Raw genomic sequence first — 23006 nt, forward strand, 5'->3', positions numbered from 1 at the left:
CCTGTTGTTGGGATGGCCTTTCTGGACTCGTCACTGGGTTATCGGCGCGATAATTGAGAACTTTATGTTCAATTCACCGGGAAAATGAAATTAAGATGACAGAAATGAACAGGAACACGCGCTGGTTCAAAAAAAATAATGGAACGATGTTTTAATATAGTTGACCTGATAATTCACACAGCGCACACTGCTTTTAAATACTCTGTTCAGGTTCATGATTATGTCCAAAAAAATTGCCGTTATTGGCGAATGCATGATTGAGCTGTCACAAAAAGGCGCGGACGTTAGCCGCGGTTTTGGTGGCGATACCTTAAACACCTCCGTGTATATTGCCCGTCAGGTGCCGCCGGAGGCCCTCACCGTGAACTACGTCACCGCACTGGGTACGGACAGTTTCAGCCAGCAAATGCTGGACGCCTGGCAGAGCGAACACATTGATACCTCGCTGATTCAGCGCATGGAAAAACGCCTGCCGGGTTTGTATTACATTGAGACCGATGATACCGGCGAGCGCACCTTCTACTACTGGCGAAACGAAGCCGCGGCCAAATACTGGCTGGAAAGCGACGACGCAGCCGCCATTTGCGAAACGCTGGCGACGTTTGATTATCTCTATCTGAGCGGGATTAGCCTCGCCATCTTAAGCCCGACCAGTCGTGAAAAGCTGCTGTCGCTGCTGCGCGAATGCCGCGCCAATGGCGGGAAGGTCATTTTTGATAACAACTACCGTCCGCGCCTGTGGGCCAGCCGTGAAGAGACGCAGCAGGTTTACCAGCAGATGCTGCAGTGCACCGACATCGCGTTCCTGACGCTCGACGACGAAGATGCCCTGTGGGGCGAGAAGCCTGTTGATGAGGTTATTGCGCGCACCCAGGCTGCTGGCGTGAGCGAAGTGGTGATTAAGCGCGGCGCGGCATCGTGCCTGGTGGCCGTAGCAGGTGAGGCGGTGATTGACGTCCCGGCGGTGAAACTGGCGAAGGACAAAGTGGTGGATACTACGGCGGCGGGTGATTCCTTCAGCGCGGGCTATCTGGCGGTGCGCCTGACGGGCGGCACGCCTGAAGCGGCTGCACAGCGCGGGCACCTGACGGCCAGCACGGTGATCCAGTATCGCGGGGCGATTATTCCGCGTGAGGCGATGCCTGCTTAAATAAGGTGCGGGCTGATGCCCTCACCCTGACCCTCTCCCACCGGGAGAGGGAATTTTTTGGATTACTGCCCCTGTGGAATATCCGTCGCGTCCTGATGCAGATCATCAGACGTTGCCGCCTGTGGAGGTTGCGGCGCGGCGGTCATGATTGAATCCCATGTCGCCTGCAACTCCTTCATGTTGTATTCCGGCTCGCCTTTCGGCTGCAGAAGGACTAATCCCATATCCTGCGACAGCTGCTGACGTAAATCCTGATTTAACATATCGACGGTCAGCCCATTCAGGAAGTCCTGACGGAGCTTCTGGTACTGTTCCGGCGCGATGTCCACCACCTGATTCTGCAAGGAGCGAATACGCTGGCTGATCAGGATATCCGTATCGGCGCGGGCATAGGTGGCAAACAGCTTCTGCAGTTCCAGCTTTTTCTGCGCGACCAGCGCGTTGAACTCTTCTTCAGACAGGCCCTCTTTGCGCACTTTTGCCAGCTCTTTCGCCACCACACCCAGATTGGCATTCAGCTTATCGCCAGGCGATTCGATATTAATGGCGCACTGGGCGCGCTGGAACAGCACCCGGCAGTCGAAGCCCAGCGCAATGTTCTTCACGCTGTTCTTACTGAGGCTCTGCTGAACGTGCCAGAACAACGCCTCACGCGTCAGATCCGCACGCCAGTAGCGCAGCAGCGCGGCGGATTCTCGGATAGGCTGCCAGGCGGTATCCCACATCATGGAGAGCCGGTCCTGACGCACGGCATCAGTGGAGATGCTGACTGGCTCTGTCCGCAGCGGGGAGAGCCTCGGGACAGGAGAAGGCGTTTCACGCTTGCCTTTCAGCTCGCCGAAGGCTTTGTTGATCTGCTCAACCACCGCGCGGCTATCCACATTCCCGACCACGATCAGCGTCATCGCGTCCGGGGTGTACCATTTCTGATAGAACGATTTTACCTGTTCGGCATCGACCGGCTGTTTCAGCGGCTCTGCCGGATCGTGCCCAAGCAGCGCTGAGCCTTTCAGGCGATAACGCCACCAGCCCTCTTTGGTATCCGCAGGCCAGGTCGCCACCATATCGCTGTTGCTCAGCGCATAGTTAACGGTTTCCGGCGTGATCGCCAGATTGCCAGTGGCATCGGAGAGATACGTAAGAGCTTCTTTGAGCAGATCGTTACGGTTATTCGGCAGGCTCAGGTTAAACATGGTGTAGTCATACGAGACGACGGCCGGCGGCAATGGGCGCTTCGGGTCAATGCCTTGCTGCCAGAGCGAACGCACCTGAACAGCCTGTAAACTGCCGCTCTGGGTGAGCGCCAGTCGGGGAATAAAATGGCTAAAGCCGGTCTGCTGGGTGCTTTCGGTGAGGGAGCCGGTATTCACAGACAGACGGATCTCAATACGATCGCTGGGACGCTGCGGCGTGGCTAACACCTGCCACTGAAAACCATTCGCCAGGGTCCCTTGTTGCCATGCCGGGTCTGGCTGGAGCGCATCTGCCTGCACATAACTGGCTGCTGCCATCATCAGCAAACCGCCGGTTAAGAGTCGAATTTTTGTGCCCTGCATGTGAACCCCTGATCAACATTCCTGGTTAAAAAGAGTGTCTCGCGACGCGCTTCACTCTAAAAGATGACGATGAAAACACGTCGATTAGACCGCGCGTTCGGCAAAACGTCACGGTGAGAAGTGCAATATACCCAAAAAAAATCTTGTCGAATTATGACAGGTACGAACAGTCATTATGCGCAGGAGCCCGCATTCCGACAAGGGAATGCGGGAATTTAGCGGAAAATCAGGAGGATAAACCCGGGTTTTTGCTATCAGAAGAGCGATTATTCAGCGTATCGTCGAGCTTTTTGTGATCCAGCTCTTTAACCCATTTTGCCACCACAACCGTAGCCACGCCGTTACCCACCAGGTTGGTTAACGCACGCGCTTCAGACATAAAGCGGTCAATACCGAGAATCAACGCCAGACCGGCCACCGGCAGATGTCCCACAGCGGAAATGGTCGCCGCCAGCACAATAAAGCCACTGCCCGTTACGCCCGCAGCCCCTTTCGACGAGAGCAGCAGCACCACCAGCAGGGTGATCTGATGGAAGATATCCATATGGCTGTTGGTTGCCTGTGCAATAAACACTGCCGCCATGGTCAGGTATATCGAGGTACCGTCGAGGTTAAAGGAGTACCCTGTCGGGATCACCAGCCCCACCACCGATTTACGACAACCCAGCTTCTCCATCTTATCGAGCATGCGCGGCAGCGCCGACTCAGAGGAGGAGGTTCCCAGCACAATCAGCAGCTCTTCGCGGATATAGCGGATAAATTTGAAGATGCTGAAACCAGCCGCGCGGGCAATCGAACCCAGCACCACCACCACAAACAGAATACAGGTGATATAGAAGCAGATAATCAGCTGGCCGAGCTGTACCAGCGTGCCGACGCCGTATTTACCGATGGTGAACGCCATTGCCCCGAAGGCACCAATCGGCGCCAGGCGCATGATCATATTGATGATGCCAAAGATGACCTGCGAGAAGCTTTCAATGACGTTAAAGATCAGCTGGCCTTTGCTGCCCAGACGATGCAGGGCAAAACCAAACATGACGGCGAACAGCAGCACCTGCAGAATGTTTCCGCTGGCAAACGCCCCGATCACACTGCCGGGAATGACGTCCAGCAGGAAGGCGACCACGCCCTGATCTTTCGCCTGCTCAGCGTAAACCGCCACCGCTTTGGCATCCAGCGTCGACGGGTCGACGTTCATGCCAGCGCCAGGCTGCACCACGTTAACAATGATCAGACCGATAATCAGTGCCAGGGTGCTGACCACTTCGAAATAAAGCAGCGCCACTGCACCGGTACGCCCTACCGCCTTCATGCTTTCCATGCCAGCGATACCGGTCACCACCGTACAGAAGATCACCGGGGCGATGACCATTTTAATGAGCTTAACGAACGCGTCGCCAAGCGGTTTCATTTGCGCACCCAGTTCCGGGTAGTAGTGACCCAGTAAAATACCGATTGCGATGGCTGTCAGGACCTGGAAGTAAAGACTTTTGAAGAGTGAGGTTTTCATAGAATGTCCTTGGGAAGAAAAACCACAGGCTTTGTAAGGTTATGGTTAACCTGCGGCTCTAAAATAACACCCGCATAACAGGACAGAAATAAACTCAGTTCAAATTTGAAACACAAATGTTAAGAACTTTGAGCTGGCTCGCACAAGCCAGCAACAAAATTACACTTTTGCGTTATTGCCAGCGCCGGAAAGGTACCGTTGTTCAAAGACATCCGACGGGACGGCACGGGCAAAGAGGAAGCCCTGGCCTTTACCGACACCCGCCTCAGCCAGCCAGCGGCGCTGTGCTTCCGTCTCGATACCCTCAGCAATCAGATTCAGGTTGAGACTACGCGCCATCTGAATAATGGCCTGCACCATGCTGCTGTCTTCCGGCAGCCCATCGACAAACGCTTTGTCGATTTTCAGGACATCCACCGGCAGCGTTTTCATGTGCTGAAGCTGACGCAGTCCGGCATAGCCCATGCCAAAATCATCCAGCGCGATGCGGATACCGGCGTTGCGCAGCGGTTTGAGGATCGCGACCGCCTCATTCGGGTCGTCAATACGACGGCTTTCCGTCACTTCCAGAATCAGCGTATCCGGCTGGATCCGGTAGCGATTGATGAGCTCCAGCATCTCCGAGACCATAGTGGGATGCATCAACTGCAGGGCAGAGAGATTGACCGACAGCGGCAGGTTGACACCACGCTCCTGCCAGGCGGCAAGCTGGCGGCATGACTCCTCAAGCACCCAGTAGCCCACCGTGACCATCAGACCACAGGACTCAATACGTTCGATTAACCCTTCCGGCAGCTCCCAGCTGCCATCCGGCTGCTGCACGCGCAACAGTGCTTCCGCGCTTTCCACTTCACCCGTCAGCAAATTGACCTGCGGCTGGAGCCAGAGGGCAAACTGGTGGTTATCCAGCGCGGTGAGGATGTCGCTCTCTTCCGTCAGACGCTGCTGCGCCTTTTCCATCTGATCCGGGTCGAAGAACTGGATCTGGTTTTTCCCTTTGCGACGGGCGGTGAATGCCGCCGAGAAGGCGCGACGATAGAGCTGCTCTGCGGTCAGATCGCCATAGAACATGGCAATCCCGATACTGGCGCTGGGGCGAAGCTGGATACCCTGAATGGGTAGCCGCTCATTAATGACAGTGAGTACTTGCTGACCTAATGTGATCGCATGCCACGGCTCTTGCACGCCGTTCGCAATCACCACCAGGTCATAACCGCTGACCTGAGTCAGCACCATACGTGGAGCAAGTACCGATTTAACCTTTTCGACCAGCGTCAGCAACAGCATTTCACGCTGGCTCTCCTTGAGCACCCCAGCGGTATCCTGCAGGGTTTCACAGGCGATGACCATCAGCGCCGTGGTCTGCTGGCGCGCCACGGTCTGCTCCAGCATCGCCATCAGGAACGCTTTATTAGGCAGCTCCGACACCGGGAAACGGGTGGCGCTACTGTTCAGTTCATCCTGCTGACGCTGAATGCGCTGCTGGTTCAGGTTATAGCTGCGCACCAGCATGCCGATCTCATCGTCATGATGCAGGCGGGGGAGCTCAAGCTGATGACCCATCTGCTCCTGGGGAGAAAGCGCGTTCAGCTCCCGGGCGATACGCCGCAGCGGGTGGACAATCAGCCGGTTAATGCACCAGGTCAGCGCCACGCTCAGTATCAGCGTCATAAGTAAGCAAGTGGTCACTAACGTGATAAACCAACTCATGACGAATTTATACATGCGGTACGAGTCCGCCTGCAGAACAAGATAGGCCAGCGGCTGCGGATTCGCAGGGCGTTCAAGCGAGTAGATGGGAAGCGAAATTTGTACCGGCAGTTCAAACAGGCGCATCACCATCATCGGGACGGGACGTTCGGGGATAAAACTCATCCGCAGCGCCTGGAACTGGTTCGGCAGCACCACGTCTGCGCGGCTGACGACGCCCGCAGGCTGAATACGTTTTAAAATGGTTTCCGCTTCGGGAATATCGCCTTTCAGAATAGAAGCCGAAAGCGGGCCACGCACCGAGCGGGCAATACTTTCTAATTGCGAAGCCGTGTTATAGCGATTCTGCTGTACGGAATGAAACAGCAAAATGACGCAAAATAGCAGTACAAACAGCAAGGTGACAGCAGAAACCATCGCCATCTGTTTGATCGTTAAGGAACGACTGACACGCAAAATGACTCTCCACAGAACTCGAAGCGCAGGGCGCACCAGGGTGTAAACCTGGCGCGCCTGAGTATACCCGATCGACGCACTTTTAAGAGAGACTTACAAATGGATTAAGTAAAATCCGATTACCAGTCCGCGTAGGGAATGAGCGGCTGTGGCGGTAAGTCCATATCACCCTGCCAGCCTGCGGCGGAGTAGCGTACATAGAGCAGCGCATGGCTTGGGGTATAGTCTTTCGCTTCCTGAATATCCACGCCAAGACCCACAAACCAGTTGGACGTGACCCGGCGCTCGACAATGGCCCGCGCGGTATAACCGGTGCCTGAGGAACTGCTGCCGGTTTCCATCGCCCCCCTGTCGGTGTAGCGGCCTGGCTCATCGACGGGAATGAGTCCCTGAAGGGGATAGCGCAGCACATCGTTGGTTTTAGAGTGAGACCATGAGACAGACCCGCCCAGCTCCCAGGACCAGTTCTCCGTGCGTTTACGCCAGGTGACCGGCAGCGCAAAGGAGACATATTCCTGCGGGCTATAATAGCCGCCCTGACCCAGGGTATAGCCGCTCAGATCTTTATCGTAGTGCCAGAGCATGTTAGAGACACCGACAGTCAGGCGCTCGTTGTTTTTATTAATCAGCTTGTAGTAGTAACCGGTCATCCAGCGGACGCGCCAGTTATCCTCTACATTTTTCCCGGTCAGCGATTCCGCATTCAGGCTTGACCAGATGCCGTTCGCCTCGCCTTTATCGTAGCTGATGCTCACGCCACCGCCGGTGGCGCGCACGCCGCCCCAGGTGGTGCCGGTATTGGTGTCTTTTTGCCCGGCAAAGGCCAGCAGAGAGCTGGAGATCGGGCGACGGTGGGCGTTAATGGTGTAGCCGATAGGACCGAGATCGTTGCTATAGCTCACCCCGCCGACCACATCCACCACGTCAAAGCCCATTGGCGTGGTGCCGATATCCCATGCCCAGGTTTTATTCTGCCAGCCCACGGCCACGCTTGCGCCGTTTGACGTCTGACTGGTGTTGCCACGACATGGCGTTTCGGCACAGGTCCCCCATTTGGGATCGTAGGTGCCGTTGTTAGTGGCAAACGAACCGGCATCCATATTGACCAGATCGCTGCGGAAGAACATCCGTCCATCAGAGAGCGGCGCATCCACCTGCAGCATGGTGGTGTGGGCTTTCAGGTCGGAGTAGCCGCCGGTACCGCTGGAGCCCCAGTAGTCGTGCTGCAGCGTAACGTTAACATCCTGCTGGCGATACAAGTCACCGGCATCGCTACGCACGCCGCGCTTCAGCCAGTCATCTTTTTCGTCGTTACGCGTCAGGCGCGTAAAGGTGTCATTGTCTGCCGGACGGGTGGTGGTGATGCCAGAGGAGACCATGGCATCTTTATAGGTCTCCAGCGCCTGCTGAGGCTGGCCATTTTGCGTCTGAAAACGTGCCGCATCACGCAGCACCAGCGCGTTTTCCATTGACGCAGGCTGTGATTTTGCCTGCGGAATGATGCTGTTGAACGTCTTTTCTGCGGCAGCAGAATCACCCAGCCCCGCCTGCGCCATCGCGATGCGGCGCTGCATGTTGAGCGACAACGGCTGGCCATTTTGCGTCGCAGGCAGTTTCACCAGTTCGGCACGCGCAGCGTCTTTGTCGCCCTGCGCACTGTAGATTTCGGTCAGGCCGAGGATCGCATCTTCGTTTTGTGGCTCGCGCTGCAACACGCCGCTGTATGCCGTTTTTGCTGCACTGAGATCGCCCCGCTGCTGCGCCCAGTCCGCCAGGGTTAAATCGATACGGGTAGAAGCAGGTTGCTGACGAAGAAGATTTTCCGCCTCCTGCTCTTTGCCGCTGTCGCGCAGGCGATTGGCGGTTTCGAGCACCTGATTACTTTGCAGGCGGTCGGCAAGCTCCTGAATATTGCCGTTCCACTGGCTGCGCGGCAGCGTCTCCAGATGGGCCAGCGCGGCACGATCCTGGTCGTTACCGGAAAGATAGAGCCCGTTGGCATACACCTGATCCGGGTCGGTCGGTTTCTGGCTGGCAAGCTGACGCATCAGGGTATCTGCCTGACTGCGCTGGCCCGCGCTGTAGAGATCGCGCGACAGGCGATAGGTGATCCATACGTCGCCTGGAGAGAGCGCCAGACGACGACGCTGAACCTCGGCGGCCTGGGCGTATTTGCCCTCGTTCTCCAGCTGCTCGGCCTGGGCGGAGAGCTGTTCGTTGGTCAGGCTACGTTCAATATCATCAATACTGCGACGCTGGCTGGCGGAGAGCGACTGGATAAACTGCGAGGCTTTCTCCGGCGACTGTGCACGATAAATATTGGCCAGTCCGCGGACCGCGTTACTGTTGCCGCTGTCCATGCGTAATGCCTGGCGATAATAGCGCTCGGCGGCGTCGTTATCTTTACGTGCCGCTGCGGCATCACCCAGCCCCAGCACCGCATAACTGTCGCTATTGTCGATAGTGCGCGCCTGTTGATAATAGCGCTCCGCCTGTGCCGGGTTATTCGCTTTCAGCGCCGCATCCCCCTGCTGGATCAGCAGCCAGTAACGGTTCACCTTCAGCAAGCTGTCCCATTTGCCGCGGTTATCGCTCTGCGGATCGAGGGCGATCGCCTTTTCAAACTGTGCCACCGCGCGAGCACGATCGCCTTTCTGGGAGTATGCCTGGCCCAGCGCGCCAATGGCTTCGCTGTCGGCATGGTTTGCGCTGACCGCCTTTTGCAGTTCCGCCACCGCCTTATCACCCTGTCCGGCATCCACTGCCAGGCCTTGTGCTTTCGCACGGAAAGTTGGATCGGCGAGCTGTTTTTGCTGCGCTTCAAGCTGTGAACGCGCTGCGGTTACGTTCTCACCGTCACTGAATACGCTCAGGTACTTTTGCAGCGCGGAGACGCTGGCATTGCTGACAGGCTGGTCTTTGATCTGCGCATACCACATATCCGACGCCTGGCTTCGGCCATTGCTAGATTTGGCCATCTCCTGCAGCACCGCAAAGCCTTCATCACGGCGCCCGGTCTGGAACAGCAGCTGGGCCAGCGTCGACTGCAGCTGCGTATTGCCGGGGCTGCTGCTGTTAATCTTTTTCAGTTGATTAATGGCCGCATTGCGGCGGGCGGGATCTTTCGCCACCACATTCCAGTATTCTGTTGCCACGTCGCCGCCCGGCGGGTTGCCGTCGAACAGCTTGTCATAGGCGGCAATCGCTTCCTGGGTATGGCCTGTCGTGGCGAGTAAGCGAGCCTGTTGTAACTGCTGGCGGCCATCCGGCGTGGAAAGCAGCATCGTGTTGCGCGAGGACTGGTACGCGCTGGAACCGGGGGCGATCCCTTTCAGTCTATCCAGCTCTTTTTGCGCGCCGGCGTTGTCGCCCTGACGAAGCAGATAGCGAAAACGTGCCGCAATAACGTCAGGGTTGTTCGGGTCGATCAGCTCAAGACGATAGAGCGACTGACGCACCAAATCTTCACGCTGCGTCGATTCCCCCAGGCGCACCTGTTCCAGCAGCTGTTGCTGCTGCGGAGAGTTGACGGCCTGAGCCAGCGGCATCAGCGCCAGGCCAAGCGATAAACTGAGTAGATTTACTGTGAACTTGCGCATTCCTGGCCCCAATCCGGTATTAATTCACCTTTTGTGGTGAAACGAAAACGATGCTGATCCCATCCTTGTCCAAAGAGAGTCAGTACATAACTGTAGTAAGCATTATTATCAGGAAAGTGGTCAGCCACGCGCTGGCGCTGGACGGCCTGCGCATCACGCTGTTGTAAAAAAGGCAGCATGGCGGCAGAGAAGCCGACCGGGCCATTGCCCGTGCGTGCTCCACTCACCACATTCACTTTTTCCGGTGGTACACCCTGTTTTGTTGTGGTGGCGGCCATCGGCCTGAAGCGCGCCAGCAGCCGGGCTTTTTGAGGATCGTTATCGTTCATCATCCCCACCCAGAGATAGACGCGGATGGCGTCATATCCCCCCACCAGCGGCGGCTCCTGCTGTAACCGCCAGCCTTTGTTTTTCTGGTATTGCACCCAGTCCGGCGAAAAACCTTTCGGCGCACTCTCCAGCAGCAAGCGCAGATTGGTCTCACGCAGGGTGGTCCACGGGGCGCCAAAACGCGTGAAGTAGCTTGCGAGCTGTGGAGGAAGATAGCTGGGATTAAAACGCCAGGCGTTCTCATCGACAAAGCCAACTTTACCGGGCAGCAGCATCAGACCGAGGCCAGGTACTTTCACCACTTCTTCGCGGGCGATGCGCTCGAGTAGCGTCTTGCCCGTACGGGTATAGTCAGCGTCTTTCCATAACCGCCCCGCTTCAAGCAGGGACCAGGCGATCCAGATATCGGCATCCGAGGCGGAATTGGTATCGATAACCGCCCAGGTGTCTTTGTCTTTTTGCCCCCATAACCAGGCGGGGAGCGTGTCGTCGAGATGCCCCCCGGCAAGGTTATCCCGCGTCCATGCCAGCACCTTGTCGAACGCTTTACGGTCATTCGCAGCGAGGGCAAAGAACAGCGCGTAGCTTTGCCCTTCCGAGGTAGTGATTTTACGCGTGTCGCTGGGATCAATGACCCGCCCGCCTTCGCTGATGTAATCCTGTTTAAATTTCTCCCAGGCAGGCCAGGTACAGGCGGCGCGCAGAGGCGCCGCCGCCAGCATCAACGCAATGACACACCAGCGAAAGGCTTTCATCACATCTTACTCATGATCCGGATTCAGGCGACGACGGCTGATGATACGCAGCAGACGCCACAGCACCCAGGCCAGCAGCACCACGCTGACGGCGGCCAGGATAGCGAGCAGAATCGGATGGTTAGAGAGCGCATACCACAGACGTTCGAACCATGGCAGATGCCCCACATAGTACACATCGCCTACGCGCAGGCTGTTCACGCCCGACTCACGTATCACCGACACAGAGCCGAACATCGCGGCACGTTTACCGCTGTCGTTCATCGCACTGTTGAGCAGTTCGTAGCCACGCGGGCTGTCTGCGAGCAGGGCAATCACGCTACGCTGATCGTTGTACGGTGACTGGAAGCCGACCACGGCCGCCATCGCCCCCTGAGACGTGACAGCCGTCTGCGCGCTGGCTTTACGATCGTTGATATCCGGCATGATGCTCGGGAACTCGGTCTGACGCAGCGGCGTGTTAACCCAGGACTGGGCTGCCTGAACCAGCAGATCGATACGCTTCTCATCCTTCAGCTTATCCGGGATGGAACCGATCACCATGATGTCCGCATCTTTGTTCTGAATTTGAGCGCCATCATCCGTCAGGGTAACGTTAATCGCCGGCAGGCCCGTTTGCGCGCCTACGGTCGCCATGGTGTCCAGCAGCGTCGTCACCTGCCCTTCATTTGGCGCTTTTGGCATCACAACAATGGATTCAGACAGGTCCGCCATACGGCTGAACGGGAAGCCCGCGTTAGCAAACGCCCGCAGATCCGGCATGGCGAGGAAGTGATAGTACTTCGAGAAGTCGATGGTCGATTCATCGCCAATCACGACGTGGTTCTGCACCGGCTGGAAGGTGATGCAGTTGTCCACCGAACCGCCCGGCATTGGATTCATGTACTGGAAATCAAAGCGCAGCTGGTTTACCGCCCCGAGCTTCAGCGCCGGGATGGAGACATCGGTTTTACCATCCAGCAGCCCCTGCAGTACCGGCAAACGCAGCAGCAGACGGTTCGTTTCCTGATTATTCATCAGATTAAACGACTGAAGGAACTGGTTATTCAGGCTGATATCCATGCGCGAACTGTCTTTGGTTGACGGCGCGGTGTAACGATAGTTGAGGTTCATATCGATACCGGTGGTGCGCAGCAGATACAGGTCCGGCGGCAGGTTCAGCGACAGGCTGACAGGAGACGGCTCAATCCCTGTCGACTGCAGCTGCTCTTCATAGGTTTTCAGCTCGCCGAAGGTGACGGCGCGGTCGGTACGTACCCAGTTTGGCGCGTCATAAGGTTTACGTGCCAACAGCGGCTTGACCTCATCGACAACCACGCTACTGCCGCGGAACAGGATATTCCCCTGTGCAATCGCTTTTGCCGCCTGCACCAGGTCTTTCTCATCACGCCCGAAAACCACCAGCAGTTTCACATACGGGTTATCCGGGTGGCTTATCATCTCAATGGTCGGCGCTTTGACATCCGGGTGCTCACGCAGGAAAGCAGGACGCTTCGCGTTGGTCGCAAAGATGATGGCATTTCTGTCAGGGATCTTGTCATACATAACCGGGAAGTTCTGCCCACGCCAGCCGGAACGGGAGCCGAACCAGGAGGCCACGATGGTCGCTGCCAGTTGCTCCGTGACGTCCGGTGAGGACGCAAAGACCATCGGCAGGTTTAACGGGCGATTATCACGCGGATCGAAGAACGGCACCGGGAACGCGGAGAGATCGTTTTTCAGCGCCAGCGACTGGTAGGTCATCTGCAGCGATGAGTTACGCCCGACATCCATCCACAGCGTGTTGCTGGCCGGGTTTTCGCACACGTCACGGTAATGGCCCACGAATTCCAGACGGATACGGTTAAAGTCGGTGATAAACAGCGGGTTGATCGGCACCTGAGCCAGGGTTTTCTTACCCAACTGCTCTTTGGTGACCGGCAGCACGTCCATCAGCTCGTCATTCAGATAGACCTTCAGCTGAGACTGGGTCGGCAGCAGCGAAGGAGAAGGGGTATATTCCAGGTTCAGCACCGCCTTCGACACAACCTCATCGCTGCGCATACCAAACTCAACGCCGCCTTTAGGATTGACGCCGCGCAGCACCATGCTGCCCGGAGGCGGCGCAATTTGCGCAAAGGTGAGCTTCACGTCCCGCGACGGGGCATTCTCCGTGACAACAGGCGCATTAGCCCCCGGAACACCCGGCATCACCTGTCCCACAACCTGTGCGTCGGCCGGCAGGGTATTTCCCGCTGTCGGCTGGTTGGGAACGACGTTTTCTGTTTGACCGGGCGCCGCGGTGACTACCGGTTCGGTCGCTTGCGACACCACAGGCACCGTAGGAGCTGGCGTGGCCGCGGCGTTATCAGGCGCTGCGTTAGCCATTGTTGCAGGGAGCGTACTCATCCCCATTGCCACTGCACATAACCAGGAAAGTTTTGTTTTCATCGCGTTATCATCATTGTTGAGCCATAACCGGGTCCGCCTGCTTCGCCTCATCCCGCTCAGGACGACGAGGAATGAACGACACGACCCAGGAAACCAGCGAAGTAAGTGACCGGAAAATTATTTTCACCGACGACGGGGCAAATTCTGCAAGGTGACGATAGCCACGGAACCCCAGCTTCAGAATATCCAGCAGGCTTTCCAGAGGTTTATCTTCCGGGAAGCTGTCCTGCCAGAGAGCCCACGTATCCGCGCGGGCAAACGTACACTGCACAAAATCAATATGTTGCTTCCTGGTCAGCGGCATCAGCTGCAGACCCACTTCATTGCCTGCCACACGCACAACCTGTGTCGGGAAGACATACTCCTGCTGGCCACGCTTAAGCAACAGGTTAACTTTCTGCCCTTCCAGCACCTTCGCCTGTCCGTTGATTTTGATACCCAGACCACCGTCGGAGAAGTCATGAACGGTACAGGAGAAGAGATGACCATCTTCACGGGCTATCGCCGCAGGCATGCTGATTTCAACACGATGCGCGCGACGTACCTGCTTGCTTTCCACCGACACCGCCACCGCGCCGCCAAGGATAATCAGGTTGTAAAATACCCAAGCCATACTGACGAACACCGTCAGGATTTCGTTTTCCGGACCGTAGAAGTAGCGCCAGATACCGGCAATCACCCCCACAATGTTCAGCAGCACCAGGAAGATGTACGGACGGGAGATCACCCAGTCGACATACTCCTCTTCCACCAGGCCACCCTTCGCGGTGACGTTAAACTTGCCTTTATGCGGGTTAATCAGCGCGACCATCGTTGGCGGCGCGATGTACCAGGCCAGCACCGTTTCGTAGATTTCACTCCAGAATGAGTGGCGATACTTGCCCTGAATCTTCGAGTTGGTCAGGCTCGCGTGGATCATGTGCGGCAGAACAAACAGCGCAATCATCAGCGCGGGCGCGTAGATGATATAGGCGTGAAGAAGCAGGAACGCCAGCGGCGCGGTCAGGAAGATCAGCCGCGGAATACCGGATAAGAAGTGGAACATGGCGTTGACATAGCACAGACGTTGCGCCAGCTTGAGGCCTTTACCCAACAGCGGGTTATCAAGACGGAAAATCTGTACCATCCCGCGCGCCCAGCGAATACGCTGGCCGATATGCGCCGACAGGGATTCCGTCGCCAGACCGGCCGCCTGAGGGATACGCATATAGGCAGAGGTATAGCCGCGACGGTGCAGGCGTAGCGAGGTATGGGCATCTTCGGTAACCGTTTCAACCGCGATGCCGCCAATTTCATCCAGCGGTTTACGGCGGATAACCGCACAGGAACCGCAGAAGAAGGTCGCATCCCACATGTCGTTGCCGTCCTGCACCAGGCCATAGAACAGCGTGCCTTCGTTCGGGGTCTTACGGAAACGGCCGAGGTTACGTTCAAACGGATCCGGCGAGAAGAAATGGTGCGGCGTCTGCATCATCGCCAGCGCTTTCTCTTTCAGGAACCAGCCCATCGTCATCTGCAGGAACGAGCGCGTCGGCACGTGGTCGCAGTCAAAGATGGAGACAAACTCCCCTGTCGCATACTTCAGCGCGTTGTTGATGTTCCCGGCTTTGGCATGTTCGTGAGAGGTACGGGCGATATACTCAACGCCCACCTCTTGCGCGAACTCACGGAACGCGGCCCGACCGCCGTCATCCAGGATCCAGATTTTGAGCTTATCTTTGGGCCAGTCGATACCCAGCGCGGCGTAAATGGTATTTTTCACCACGCTCAGATCTTCGTTATAGGTCGGCACAAAGAGATCGACAGTCGGCCACTGCGACGTATCTTTTGGCAGCGGAACCGGCTGGCGGTTGAGCGGCCAGATCACCTGGAAATAGCCCAACACCAGCACAATCCAGGCGTACGTTTCAGCAAACAGCAGCACCAGACCGCATACCAGACTGACCGGGTCATCCCAGTTCAGCGTTGAGGTATAACGCCACCAGATATAGCGGCAGGAGACGGTCAGTGATAACACAATCAGCATCAGGGCGGAGAAGCGCCCCGGTATACGCCGCACCAGCAGCGCCACGCCCCACAGCAGGATCAGGAAAGTGAACTGCGCCAGCGGGTTAAAGGGTTGCGTGATACAGACCAGCGCCAGAATGAGCGAGAAGACAACTATCACGCCCAGAATAAAACGCCGTAAACCCGGGTGCAGATGCCCGAGTTCTTTATGGTTATCCAGATGGCTGGTCTTATCGCCCACGCGGTCAGGCAGCCTGTCCAGCCACTGATGATAGCGTTCGCGTAAAAGCTGGACCCGGCTGAAGCTGCGCCAGTGCGGCGTCTTTTTCTCCTGCCGCGGCGACGTAACCACCAGCCAGATGGCCTGAATGATGTACCGCGCCGGATCTAACGGCCGTGGACGGTCAGGATTAATGTGCGGATACAATTCACTGTGTCGCGCACGAATGCGCTGCCAGCGGGGGTGCTCGAGGGGGATGAACATCCAGGCCAGAATCATCCAGAAACAGCCGAACGCGGCGCTAAATGCCGAGGCACCATGCCGGCGATAATGCCGGTAATGGTCGCTTAAACGCGAACTGACCGGTGGGATGAGTAACCAGCTGGCGAGTCGACTCATACCGTACCCCTGGCAGGATCCGCCTCTTGGGCGAAGTGCAGCAGACACCAGTTCGCCAGCGTCAGGATCTCTTCTGCCGCCAGCGAATCGCTACGATACTCGCCAAGTGGCTGTTTGGAGGCGAGGCATTCCGCCATCCCCTCATCACGATGGATCACAATCGGCAGCAGACGACGCTGGCTTTGCAGCCAGACCTGATACAGATCGTCCTGGATCTGGCTGCCAATGCGTAAATCGTTAATCAGGATATGGCTATTCTGGGGCAACCCCTGCTGATGTAAACGGATATGGCAATTAGCATCGACGTTCACAATGGAGAGCACGTGGTCGCACTGGGCAATCAGCTGTCGGGTCAGCGTGCCGGCACCGTGCGGCAGATCCAGCAGGATCCACTGATAATGGCCTTTTTCTTTGAGGCTCTGCAGCGCGAGTGTGAATTGCGAAAATAAACGCTGGTAGGCGGCTTCATTCTCACGCTCTGTCGTGGTCAGTTGACCAAACGGCAGGAGATCGAGCTGAGAGGTGTAACGCAGACCCGCATCACGCCAGTCTTTATCATCAAGCAACGCGCGGGCCCAACCCTCTGTACGGGTAAAGTCGACGTTAAATGACATACGCAGCAAATTGTCGGCGCAGGCGTCAATCACCAGCACCGATTCACCTAAAAGCTGTAATGACCACGCCAGCGCCGCGGTAACGGATGTTGTACCCACTCCACCACGGACGCCCTGTAATCCGAGTATGGCCATCAATGGCTCCCTTATTGTTGTTGGGTAAATTCAGCTAATAACGGCCAACGTTTAATAGCCGCAGCCAACTGTTCCCGCTGGGAAATATCGGTGTAATCTATTTCAGGTAAAGAAAAGGCCTGCGTCAGCGCCAGAAAATCGTTTTGGAATGTGTAACCCAGGGTCGAATCGACTGGGGTTCCGGGTTCGTTATTATCCATTTTTTTCCATCCCTTTGAGTATCGTTTTACTCTCTGAAGTCGCGAGGCTTCCTGCCCTGTGAAATTTCATTTACATGCTAAATCTGATGCTCTTTAATTTCAATGTTAGGTTTATTTCTACGCTTTCGCTAGTAAACTGATATACAGATAAATTAGACGAAAAGAGGGACACCGTGGACTCCATATTTTCTATTGGCATCCAGTCATTATGGGACGAATTGCGCCACATGCCAGTCGGAGGAGTCTGGTGGGTTAATTCGGATCGTAATGAAGATGCTATCAGTCTGGTAAACCAGACAATTGCCGCGCAGGGTAAGGACTCCCGGGTCGCTGTCATTAGTATGGGCGAAGACCCGAAGCAAATTATTACGCTTGAGCGAGACCGCGGTCCACAGACGGTACGCTTGTTTTCCATGCCGTCGGAAGCAGATAGTCTATACTATTTGTCCCGCGACATTCAGTGTTCCATCAATCCAGACCGCTTTTTATTGATTCTTAAATGTTCACATAATGCCCTGCAAAATATCCCGACGGAGAAACTGCTGCAGTGGCTGGAAAAAATCAATAAATGGGCAAAATTTCAAAATTGCACGCTATTGATAATCAATCCCGGCAGTAATAACGACAAGCTGTTCTCACTTTTAATGGCGGAGTATCGCTCGCTATTCGGCCTGGCGAGTCTGCGCGACCAGGCGGGCAGCTATCTCTACGATATTGCATTCTGGTGTAATGAAAAAGGCGTGAGCGCCAGACAGCAACTTACGCTTAAACATATTGACGGCGAGTGGCACCTTGCCCAGCAAGAAGAAACCGTGGTGCAACCGCGCAGCGATGAAAAACGGATCCTGAGCCATATTGCGGTACTGGAGGGGGCGCCCGCGCTGTCTGAAAACTGGTCCCTGTTTGAGTCCAATGAAGCGCTTTTTCATGAAGCCCGCACGACGCAGGCGGCAACCCTTGTTTTCTCGCTGATGCAGAACAATCAGATTGAAACGCTGGCACGACAAATTCATACCTTACGTCGTCAACGCGGCAGCGCGTTAAAAATTGTGGTACGCGAAAACAATACCAGCCTGCGTGCCACGGATGAGCGTCTGCTTTTGGACTGTGGCGCAAACATGGTTATCCCGTGGAATGCCCCTCTGTCACGCTGCCTGACGCTTATCGAAAGTGTCCAGGGGCAGCAGTTCAACCGCCACGTACCGGAAGATATTTCCACGCTGCTTTCCATGACGCAGCCGATGAAACTGCGTGGTTATCAGAAATGGGATACCTTCTGCGATGCCGTTGGCAACATGATGAACAACACGCTGCTTCCTGCAGACGGGAAAGGGGTAATGGTTGCCCTGCGTCCTGTACCGGGGATCCGCGTTGAGCAGGCGCTCACCTTATGCCGCCCGAACCGTACCGGGGACATCATGACGATTGGCGACAACCGCCTGGTACTGTTTTTGTCTTTTTGTCGGGTGAACGATCTCGATACCGCGCTGAACCATATCTTCCCGCTGCCTACCGGGGATATTTTCTCAAACCGTATGATTTGGTTCGAAGACAATCTGATCAGCGCTGAGCTGGTGCAGATGCGTGCCCTCGCGCCTGAAAACTGGGTGAAACCGCTACCTGTCACGAGCGATGTCAAACCGATCCTCAATGCACGGCATGACGGCCATATCTGGCGTCGGGTTCCGGAACCCCTTCGCTTATTAACTGAGAATGGGGAGAACGCACCATCATGAATATCAGCGATATCATTCAACTGGTTGTATTCTGTGCGCTGATCTTTTTCCTGCTTGGTTATTATGCACGCCATTCACTGCGCCGTATTCGCGATACGGCCAGAATGGCGTTTGGCAAACCTCGCTATGTCAAACCAGCCGGAACACTGACACGGGCAACACACGTCAAGGCAGACCGAAAACATGACTAACTCAACTTATACCGCTTCGTCACCATCGCCTCTGTGGCAATACTGGCGCGGCCTTTCCGGCTGGAACTTCTACTTTCTGGTGAAGTTTGGTCTGCTGTGGGCTGGCTATCTGAACTTCCATCCTCTGCTGAACCTGGTGTTTATGGCCTTCCTGCTGATGCCGCTGCCCAATATCAGGCTGCATCGCTTGCGTCACTGGGTTGCCATCCCGCTGGGTTTTGCGCTGTTCTGGCATGATACCTGGCTGCCGGGGCCGGACAGCATCATGAGCCAGGGGTCGCAGGTCGCCGGGTTTAGCGCCAGCTATATCCTCGACCTGACCGAGCGCTTTATAAACTGGCAGATGATTGGCGCGGTCTTTGTGTTGCTGGTTGCCTGGCTGTTTCTGTCACAGTGGATCCGCGTCACGGTGTTTGTCGTTGCCATTATGATCTGGCTGAACGTTCTGACGCTGGCAGGGCCAAGTTTTTCCCTGTGGCCTGCCGGTCAACCGACCAGCACGGTGACCACCACCGGAGGAAGCGCGGCAGCAACCGTTGCCACGGCTGGCGACACGCCGGTGGTGGGCGATATTCCAGCGCAGACCGCACCGCCGACCTCAACCAACCTGAATGCCTGGCTTTCCAGCTTCTACACCGCGGAAGATAAGCGTCAGACTAAATTCCCGGATGCACTCCCGGCGGATGCTCAGCCGTTTGAACTGCTGGTAATTAACATCTGCTCCCTCTCCTGGGCTGACGTTGATGCGGCTGGTTTAATGTCGCACCCGCTGTGGTCGCATTTCGATATCCAGTTTAAAGACTTTAACTCTGCCACCTCGTACAGCGGCCCGGCGGCCATCCGCCTGCTGCGAGCAAGCTGCGGCCAGCCATCGCACAAGAATTTGTATCAGCCCGCTGGCAACCAGTGTTATCTGTTCGATAACCTGGCGAAACTGGGCTTTACGCAGCACTTGATGCTGGGGCATAACGGTCAGTTCGGTAACTTCCTGAAAGAGGTACGTGAAGAAGGGGGTATGCAGGCACCGCTGATGGACCAAACCGGGCTGCCGGTCACGCTGCTGGGCTTCGATGGCTCGCCAGTCTATGACGATACCGCCGTGCTACAGCGCTGGTTGCAGACCATTGAAAAAGACAGCAATCCGCGCAGCGCCACGTTCTATAACACCCTGCCCCTTCACGACGGTAACCACTTCCCGGGCGTGAGCAAAACGGCGGATTACAAAGTGCGTGCGCAGAAGTTCTTTGATGAGCTGGATGCGTTCTTCACTGAGCTGGAAAAATCTGGCCGTAAAGTGATGGTGGTTGTCGTTCCGGAGCACGGTGGGGCGCTGAAAGGCGACAGAATGCAGGTGTCCGGCCTGCGCGATATCCCCAGCCCGTCCATTACCAACGTGCCGGCCGGGATTAAATTCTTTGGTATGAAGGCACCGCATCAGGGCGCACCGATTGAGATCACTCAGCCAGTCAGCTATCTGGCCATCTCTGAGCTCGTGGCCCGCGCGGTCGATGGTAAGCTGTTTGTGGAAGATAGCGTGAACTGGGATCAGCTCACCAGCAATCTGCCGCAAACCGCGGAAGTGTCAGAGAATGCGAATGCGGTTGTCATTCAGTACCAGAACAAACCGTACGTTCGCCTGAACGGCGGAGACTGGGTACCTTATCCGCAGTAAGTTCTCCAGACCCTCTTCCCCTCGGGGAGAGGGAATTATTGTTCCGCGAGCCAGACGAGCATTTTCAGGCTCGCGGAATATCCTGTAGGGCGCATACTTATTTATTCAGCGCTGCGCAGGGAGATCTCACCGCCCACCCAGGGCTTGATGACGCCATCCTGCTCCAGAAGCAGAGCACCCTGTGCATCAATGCCGCGAGAGATACCGTAGATCTCCTTATCACCAATCAGCAGTTTCACCGGTCGGTTGATAAAGTTATCGAGTTTTTCCCAGCGAGACAGGAACGATGCCAGCCCTTCCTGTTCAAAGAGAGACAGGGAGGTACGCAGCTCTTTAATCATACGCACGGCAAGCGTGTTGCGATCGATGGTGATCCCCGCTTCCTGCAGGTTGGTCCACGCCTGATTCACCACATCGCTTTGCACATTTCGCATCACCATATTGAGACCGGCACCAATGACAATTTGCGCCGCATCGCCTGTTTTTCCCGTCAGTTCGACCAGAATACCGGCAAGCTTACGATCGTTCAGGTAAAGGTCGTTTGGCCATTTTACCCGTACTTTATCCGCACCAAGTTCATGCAGAACTTCCGCCATAACGATACCAATCACCAGACTCAGACCCACTGCGGCGGCAGGCCCCTGCTCAAGGCGCCAGTACATGGAAAGATAGAGGTTTGCGCCAAACGGTGAGAACCACTTACGCCCGCGACGGCCGCGCCCGGCCTGCTGGTACTCTGCAACGCAGGCATCCCCTGATTCCAGCTCGCCTATCCGCTCCAGCAGGTACTGGTTTGTCGAATCGATGACCGGCAATACGGCCACGTTACCCTGCCCTATCTGGCTGCGGATGAGTTCTTCGTTCAGGAGCTGAATGGGCGCCGGCAGACTGTAGCCTTTTCCGGGCACGGTGAAGACATCAACCCCCCAGTCGCGGAGGGTCTGAATATGTTTATTAATGGCAGCACGGCTCATGCCCAGCTGCTCGCCTAATTGCTCGCCAGAATGAAACTCACCGTCGGCAAGGATGCCAATCAGGGTTAACGGGATGGTATTGTCCTTCACGCGATAGCCTCCACAGCATTCACTTCACCCGTACGACCAATGAAGCGGACTTCCGGCTCCAGCCAGACGTTAAATTTCTCACCCACTTGCTGACGCACATGGTGCGCCAGTTGCACTACGTCGTCGCTGGTCGCATCGTGTTGATTGATCAGCACCAGTGCCTGCTGACGGTGAACCGCTGCGCCGCCCACGGCAGTACCTTTTAACTGGCACTGATCGATAAGCCACCCTGCGGCCAGCTTCACGCTGCCATCCGCCTGCGGGTAATGCGGGGCAGTAGGCCATTTAGCCAGCAATACTTTCGCGTTTTCGCTGCTTATGACCGGGTTTTTGAAGAAACTGCCGGCATTTCCGTTTACTTTGGGATCGGGCAGTTTGGTCATGCGCATATGGCAAACCGAGTCAAACACATCGCGAGGGGTGACGGTTGCCGGATCGAGGCGCGTTAAATCACCATAGGTCAGCACCGGCTGCCAGGTTTTGGACAGACGCAGGCCCACAGCGACAATGACGTAGCGATCCTGATATTCATGTTTGAAGATGCTGTCACGGTAGCCAAAACGGCACTGCTCTGCCATTAAACGCTGAGCCGTACCGGTCGCCAGCTCAATGCAGTCGACATAGTCGCACACGTGTTTGAGTTCGATGCCATACGCACCGATATTTTGAATGGGCGATGATCCCGCGCAGCCCGGGATGAGAGCCAGGTTTTCCAGTCCCGGCATCCCTTTTTCGAGGGTATATTGCACCAGTTGATGCCAGTTTTCGCCGGCACCTACGCGCAAACGCCAGCTATCGGCGCACTCTTCGACCTCAATTCCCATGATGCGGTTAATAATGACCGTCCCGGCAAAATCATCGAGAAACAGGACATTGCTGCCTTCGCCCAGAATCAGTACGGGTTCGTTGTTTTCTGTTGCGCGTTGCCATGCATCCAGCAGTTGCTGGGCCGTATCGGCGCGTACAATGTGATTAGCATTCCGTTGAATACCAAAGGTATTCCAGGGCTTAAGGGAGTGGTTCATAGGCGCTATCCTGATGCAAAAACGCAGGTAGTTTACCGTATAAGCAGTACGTTGTGGGGGATTAGTTTGTGCAACGCAGAAACGCAAAAAGGCCATCCTTTCGGATGGCCTCTTCACTTATTTGATGCCTGGCAGTTCCCTACTCTCACATGGGGAGACCCCACACTACCATCGGCGCTACGGCGTTTCACTTCTGAGTTCGGCATGGGGTCAGGTGGGACCACCGCGCTAAAGCCGCCAGGCA

15 protein-coding genes and 1 rRNA gene are annotated in these 23006 nt (G+C 56.1%); 4 read left to right on the top strand and 12 right to left on the bottom strand.

The window, feature by feature from the left end:
- The first annotated feature begins 220 nt into the window (after positions 1–220).
- Positions 221–1150 carry a sugar kinase gene (locus EQV24_RS20770; protein ID WP_130626994.1) on the top strand — a complete coding sequence of 310 codons (930 nt, stop codon included), beginning with the start codon at positions 221–223 and terminating at the stop codon, positions 1148–1150.
- A 62-nt stretch (positions 1151–1212) separates the two neighbouring features.
- On the opposite strand, the gene EQV24_RS20775 is transcribed toward EQV24_RS20770, so the two are convergent.
- The 9 genes from EQV24_RS20775 to bcsR form a co-directional block, all read right to left on the bottom strand.
- Positions 1213–2706, bottom strand: a complete 1494-nt coding sequence (locus tag EQV24_RS20775; RefSeq protein WP_130626995.1) for a pitrilysin family protein — start codon at positions 2704–2706, stop codon at positions 1213–1215.
- 226 nt (positions 2707–2932) lie between these two features.
- A complete protein-coding gene (locus EQV24_RS20780) occupies positions 2933–4219 on the bottom strand; it encodes a dicarboxylate/amino acid:cation symporter (protein ID WP_013099213.1) in 1287 nt (428 codons plus the stop codon).
- A 159-nt stretch (positions 4220–4378) separates the two neighbouring features.
- On the bottom strand, positions 4379–6385 hold the full coding sequence (gene hmsP / locus EQV24_RS20785; protein WP_129327462.1) for a biofilm formation regulator HmsP: 2007 nt from the start codon (positions 6383–6385) through the stop codon (positions 4379–4381).
- 119 nt (positions 6386–6504) lie between these two features.
- On the bottom strand, positions 6505–9984 hold the full coding sequence (bcsC, locus tag EQV24_RS20790; protein ID WP_130626996.1) for a cellulose synthase complex outer membrane protein BcsC: 3480 nt from the start codon (positions 9982–9984) through the stop codon (positions 6505–6507).
- On the bottom strand, positions 9966–11069 hold the full coding sequence (gene bcsZ / locus EQV24_RS20795; protein ID WP_038420784.1) for a cellulose synthase complex periplasmic endoglucanase BcsZ: 1104 nt from the start codon (positions 11067–11069) through the stop codon (positions 9966–9968). The genes bcsC and bcsZ overlap by 19 nt, the downstream gene beginning before the upstream one ends.
- A 6-nt stretch (positions 11070–11075) precedes the next feature.
- Positions 11076–13499, bottom strand: a complete 2424-nt coding sequence (bcsB, locus tag EQV24_RS20800) for a cellulose biosynthesis cyclic di-GMP-binding regulatory protein BcsB (RefSeq protein ID WP_130626997.1) — start codon at positions 13497–13499, stop codon at positions 11076–11078.
- A 10-nt stretch (positions 13500–13509) separates the two neighbouring features.
- On the bottom strand, positions 13510–16125 hold the full coding sequence (gene bcsA, locus EQV24_RS20805; RefSeq protein WP_029883686.1) for a UDP-forming cellulose synthase catalytic subunit: 2616 nt from the start codon (positions 16123–16125) through the stop codon (positions 13510–13512).
- Positions 16122–16874: a cellulose biosynthesis protein BcsQ gene (gene bcsQ, locus EQV24_RS20810; protein ID WP_013099219.1), complete on the bottom strand. Its 753-nt coding sequence runs from the start codon at positions 16872–16874 to the stop codon at positions 16122–16124. The genes bcsA and bcsQ overlap by 4 nt, the downstream gene beginning before the upstream one ends.
- An 11-nt stretch (positions 16875–16885) precedes the next feature.
- Positions 16886–17074, bottom strand: coding sequence for a cellulose biosynthesis protein BcsR (gene bcsR / locus EQV24_RS20815; RefSeq protein ID WP_013099220.1), 189 nt, complete (start codon positions 17072–17074; stop codon positions 16886–16888).
- 173 nt (positions 17075–17247) lie between these two features.
- On the opposite strand from bcsR, the gene bcsE reads away from it, so the two are divergent.
- Genes bcsE through bcsG form a run of 3 tightly spaced genes read left to right on the top strand, consistent with a single transcriptional unit; the run spans position 17248 to position 20673 of the window.
- On the top strand, positions 17248–18810 hold the full coding sequence (gene bcsE, locus EQV24_RS20820) for a cellulose biosynthesis c-di-GMP-binding protein BcsE (RefSeq protein WP_130626998.1): 1563 nt from the start codon (positions 17248–17250) through the stop codon (positions 18808–18810).
- Positions 18804–19001, top strand: a complete 198-nt coding sequence (gene bcsF / locus EQV24_RS20825) for a cellulose biosynthesis protein BcsF (RefSeq protein WP_130626999.1) — start codon at positions 18804–18806, stop codon at positions 18999–19001. Before bcsE ends, bcsF begins: the two co-directional genes overlap by 7 nt.
- Entirely contained in the window at positions 18994–20673 is a 1680-nt protein-coding gene (gene bcsG / locus EQV24_RS20830) for a cellulose biosynthesis protein BcsG (protein WP_013099223.1), read from the top strand. Before bcsF ends, bcsG begins: the two co-directional genes overlap by 8 nt.
- A gap of 101 nt (positions 20674–20774) precedes the next feature.
- Here the strand turns inward: bcsG and birA are convergent, their stop codons facing one another.
- The 3 genes from birA to rrf form a co-directional block, all read right to left on the bottom strand.
- The gene (gene birA / locus EQV24_RS20835) at positions 20775–21737 is read right to left on the bottom strand and encodes a bifunctional biotin--[acetyl-CoA-carboxylase] ligase/biotin operon repressor BirA (RefSeq protein ID WP_130627000.1); all 963 of its coding nucleotides are present in this window, start codon (positions 21735–21737) and stop codon (positions 20775–20777) included.
- A complete protein-coding gene (gene murB / locus EQV24_RS20840) occupies positions 21734–22762 on the bottom strand; it encodes a UDP-N-acetylmuramate dehydrogenase (RefSeq protein WP_130627001.1) in 1029 nt (342 codons plus the stop codon). The genes birA and murB overlap by 4 nt, the downstream gene beginning before the upstream one ends.
- A 126-nt stretch (positions 22763–22888) precedes the next feature.
- Positions 22889–23004 (bottom strand): 5S ribosomal RNA (rrf, locus tag EQV24_RS20845).
- Positions 23005–23006: the final 2 nt, after the last annotated feature.

The organism is Enterobacter sp. A8 (genome assembly GCF_004296595.1).
Taxonomy (GTDB): domain Bacteria; phylum Pseudomonadota; class Gammaproteobacteria; order Enterobacterales; family Enterobacteriaceae; genus Enterobacter; species Enterobacter cloacae.

Bases quoted from the DNA above. Each gene is read 5' to 3' on its own strand.
- EQV24_RS20770 (WP_130626994.1), top strand. From the start codon at position 221: ATGTCCAAAAAAATTGCCGTTATTGGCGAATGCATGATTGAGCTGTCA.
- EQV24_RS20775 (WP_130626995.1), bottom strand. From the start codon at position 2,706: ATGCAGGGCACAAAAATTCGACTCTTAACCGGCGGTTTGCTGATGATG.
- EQV24_RS20780 (WP_013099213.1), bottom strand. From the start codon at position 4,219: ATGAAAACCTCACTCTTCAAAAGTCTTTACTTCCAGGTCCTGACAGCC.
- bcsC (WP_130626996.1), bottom strand. From the start codon at position 9,984: ATGCGCAAGTTCACAGTAAATCTACTCAGTTTATCGCTTGGCCTGGCG.
- bcsZ (WP_038420784.1), bottom strand. From the start codon at position 11,069: ATGAAAGCCTTTCGCTGGTGTGTCATTGCGTTGATGCTGGCGGCGGCG.
- bcsB (WP_130626997.1), bottom strand. From the start codon at position 13,499: ATGAAAACAAAACTTTCCTGGTTATGTGCAGTGGCAATGGGGATGAGT.
- bcsA (WP_029883686.1), bottom strand. From the start codon at position 16,125: ATGAGTCGACTCGCCAGCTGGTTACTCATCCCACCGGTCAGTTCGCGT.
- bcsQ (WP_013099219.1), bottom strand. From the start codon at position 16,874: ATGGCCATACTCGGATTACAGGGCGTCCGTGGTGGAGTGGGTACAACA.
- bcsR (WP_013099220.1), bottom strand. From the start codon at position 17,074: ATGGATAATAACGAACCCGGAACCCCAGTCGATTCGACCCTGGGTTAC.
- bcsG (WP_013099223.1), top strand. From the start codon at position 18,994: ATGACTAACTCAACTTATACCGCTTCGTCACCATCGCCTCTGTGGCAA.
- murB (WP_130627001.1), bottom strand. From the start codon at position 22,762: ATGAACCACTCCCTTAAGCCCTGGAATACCTTTGGTATTCAACGGAAT.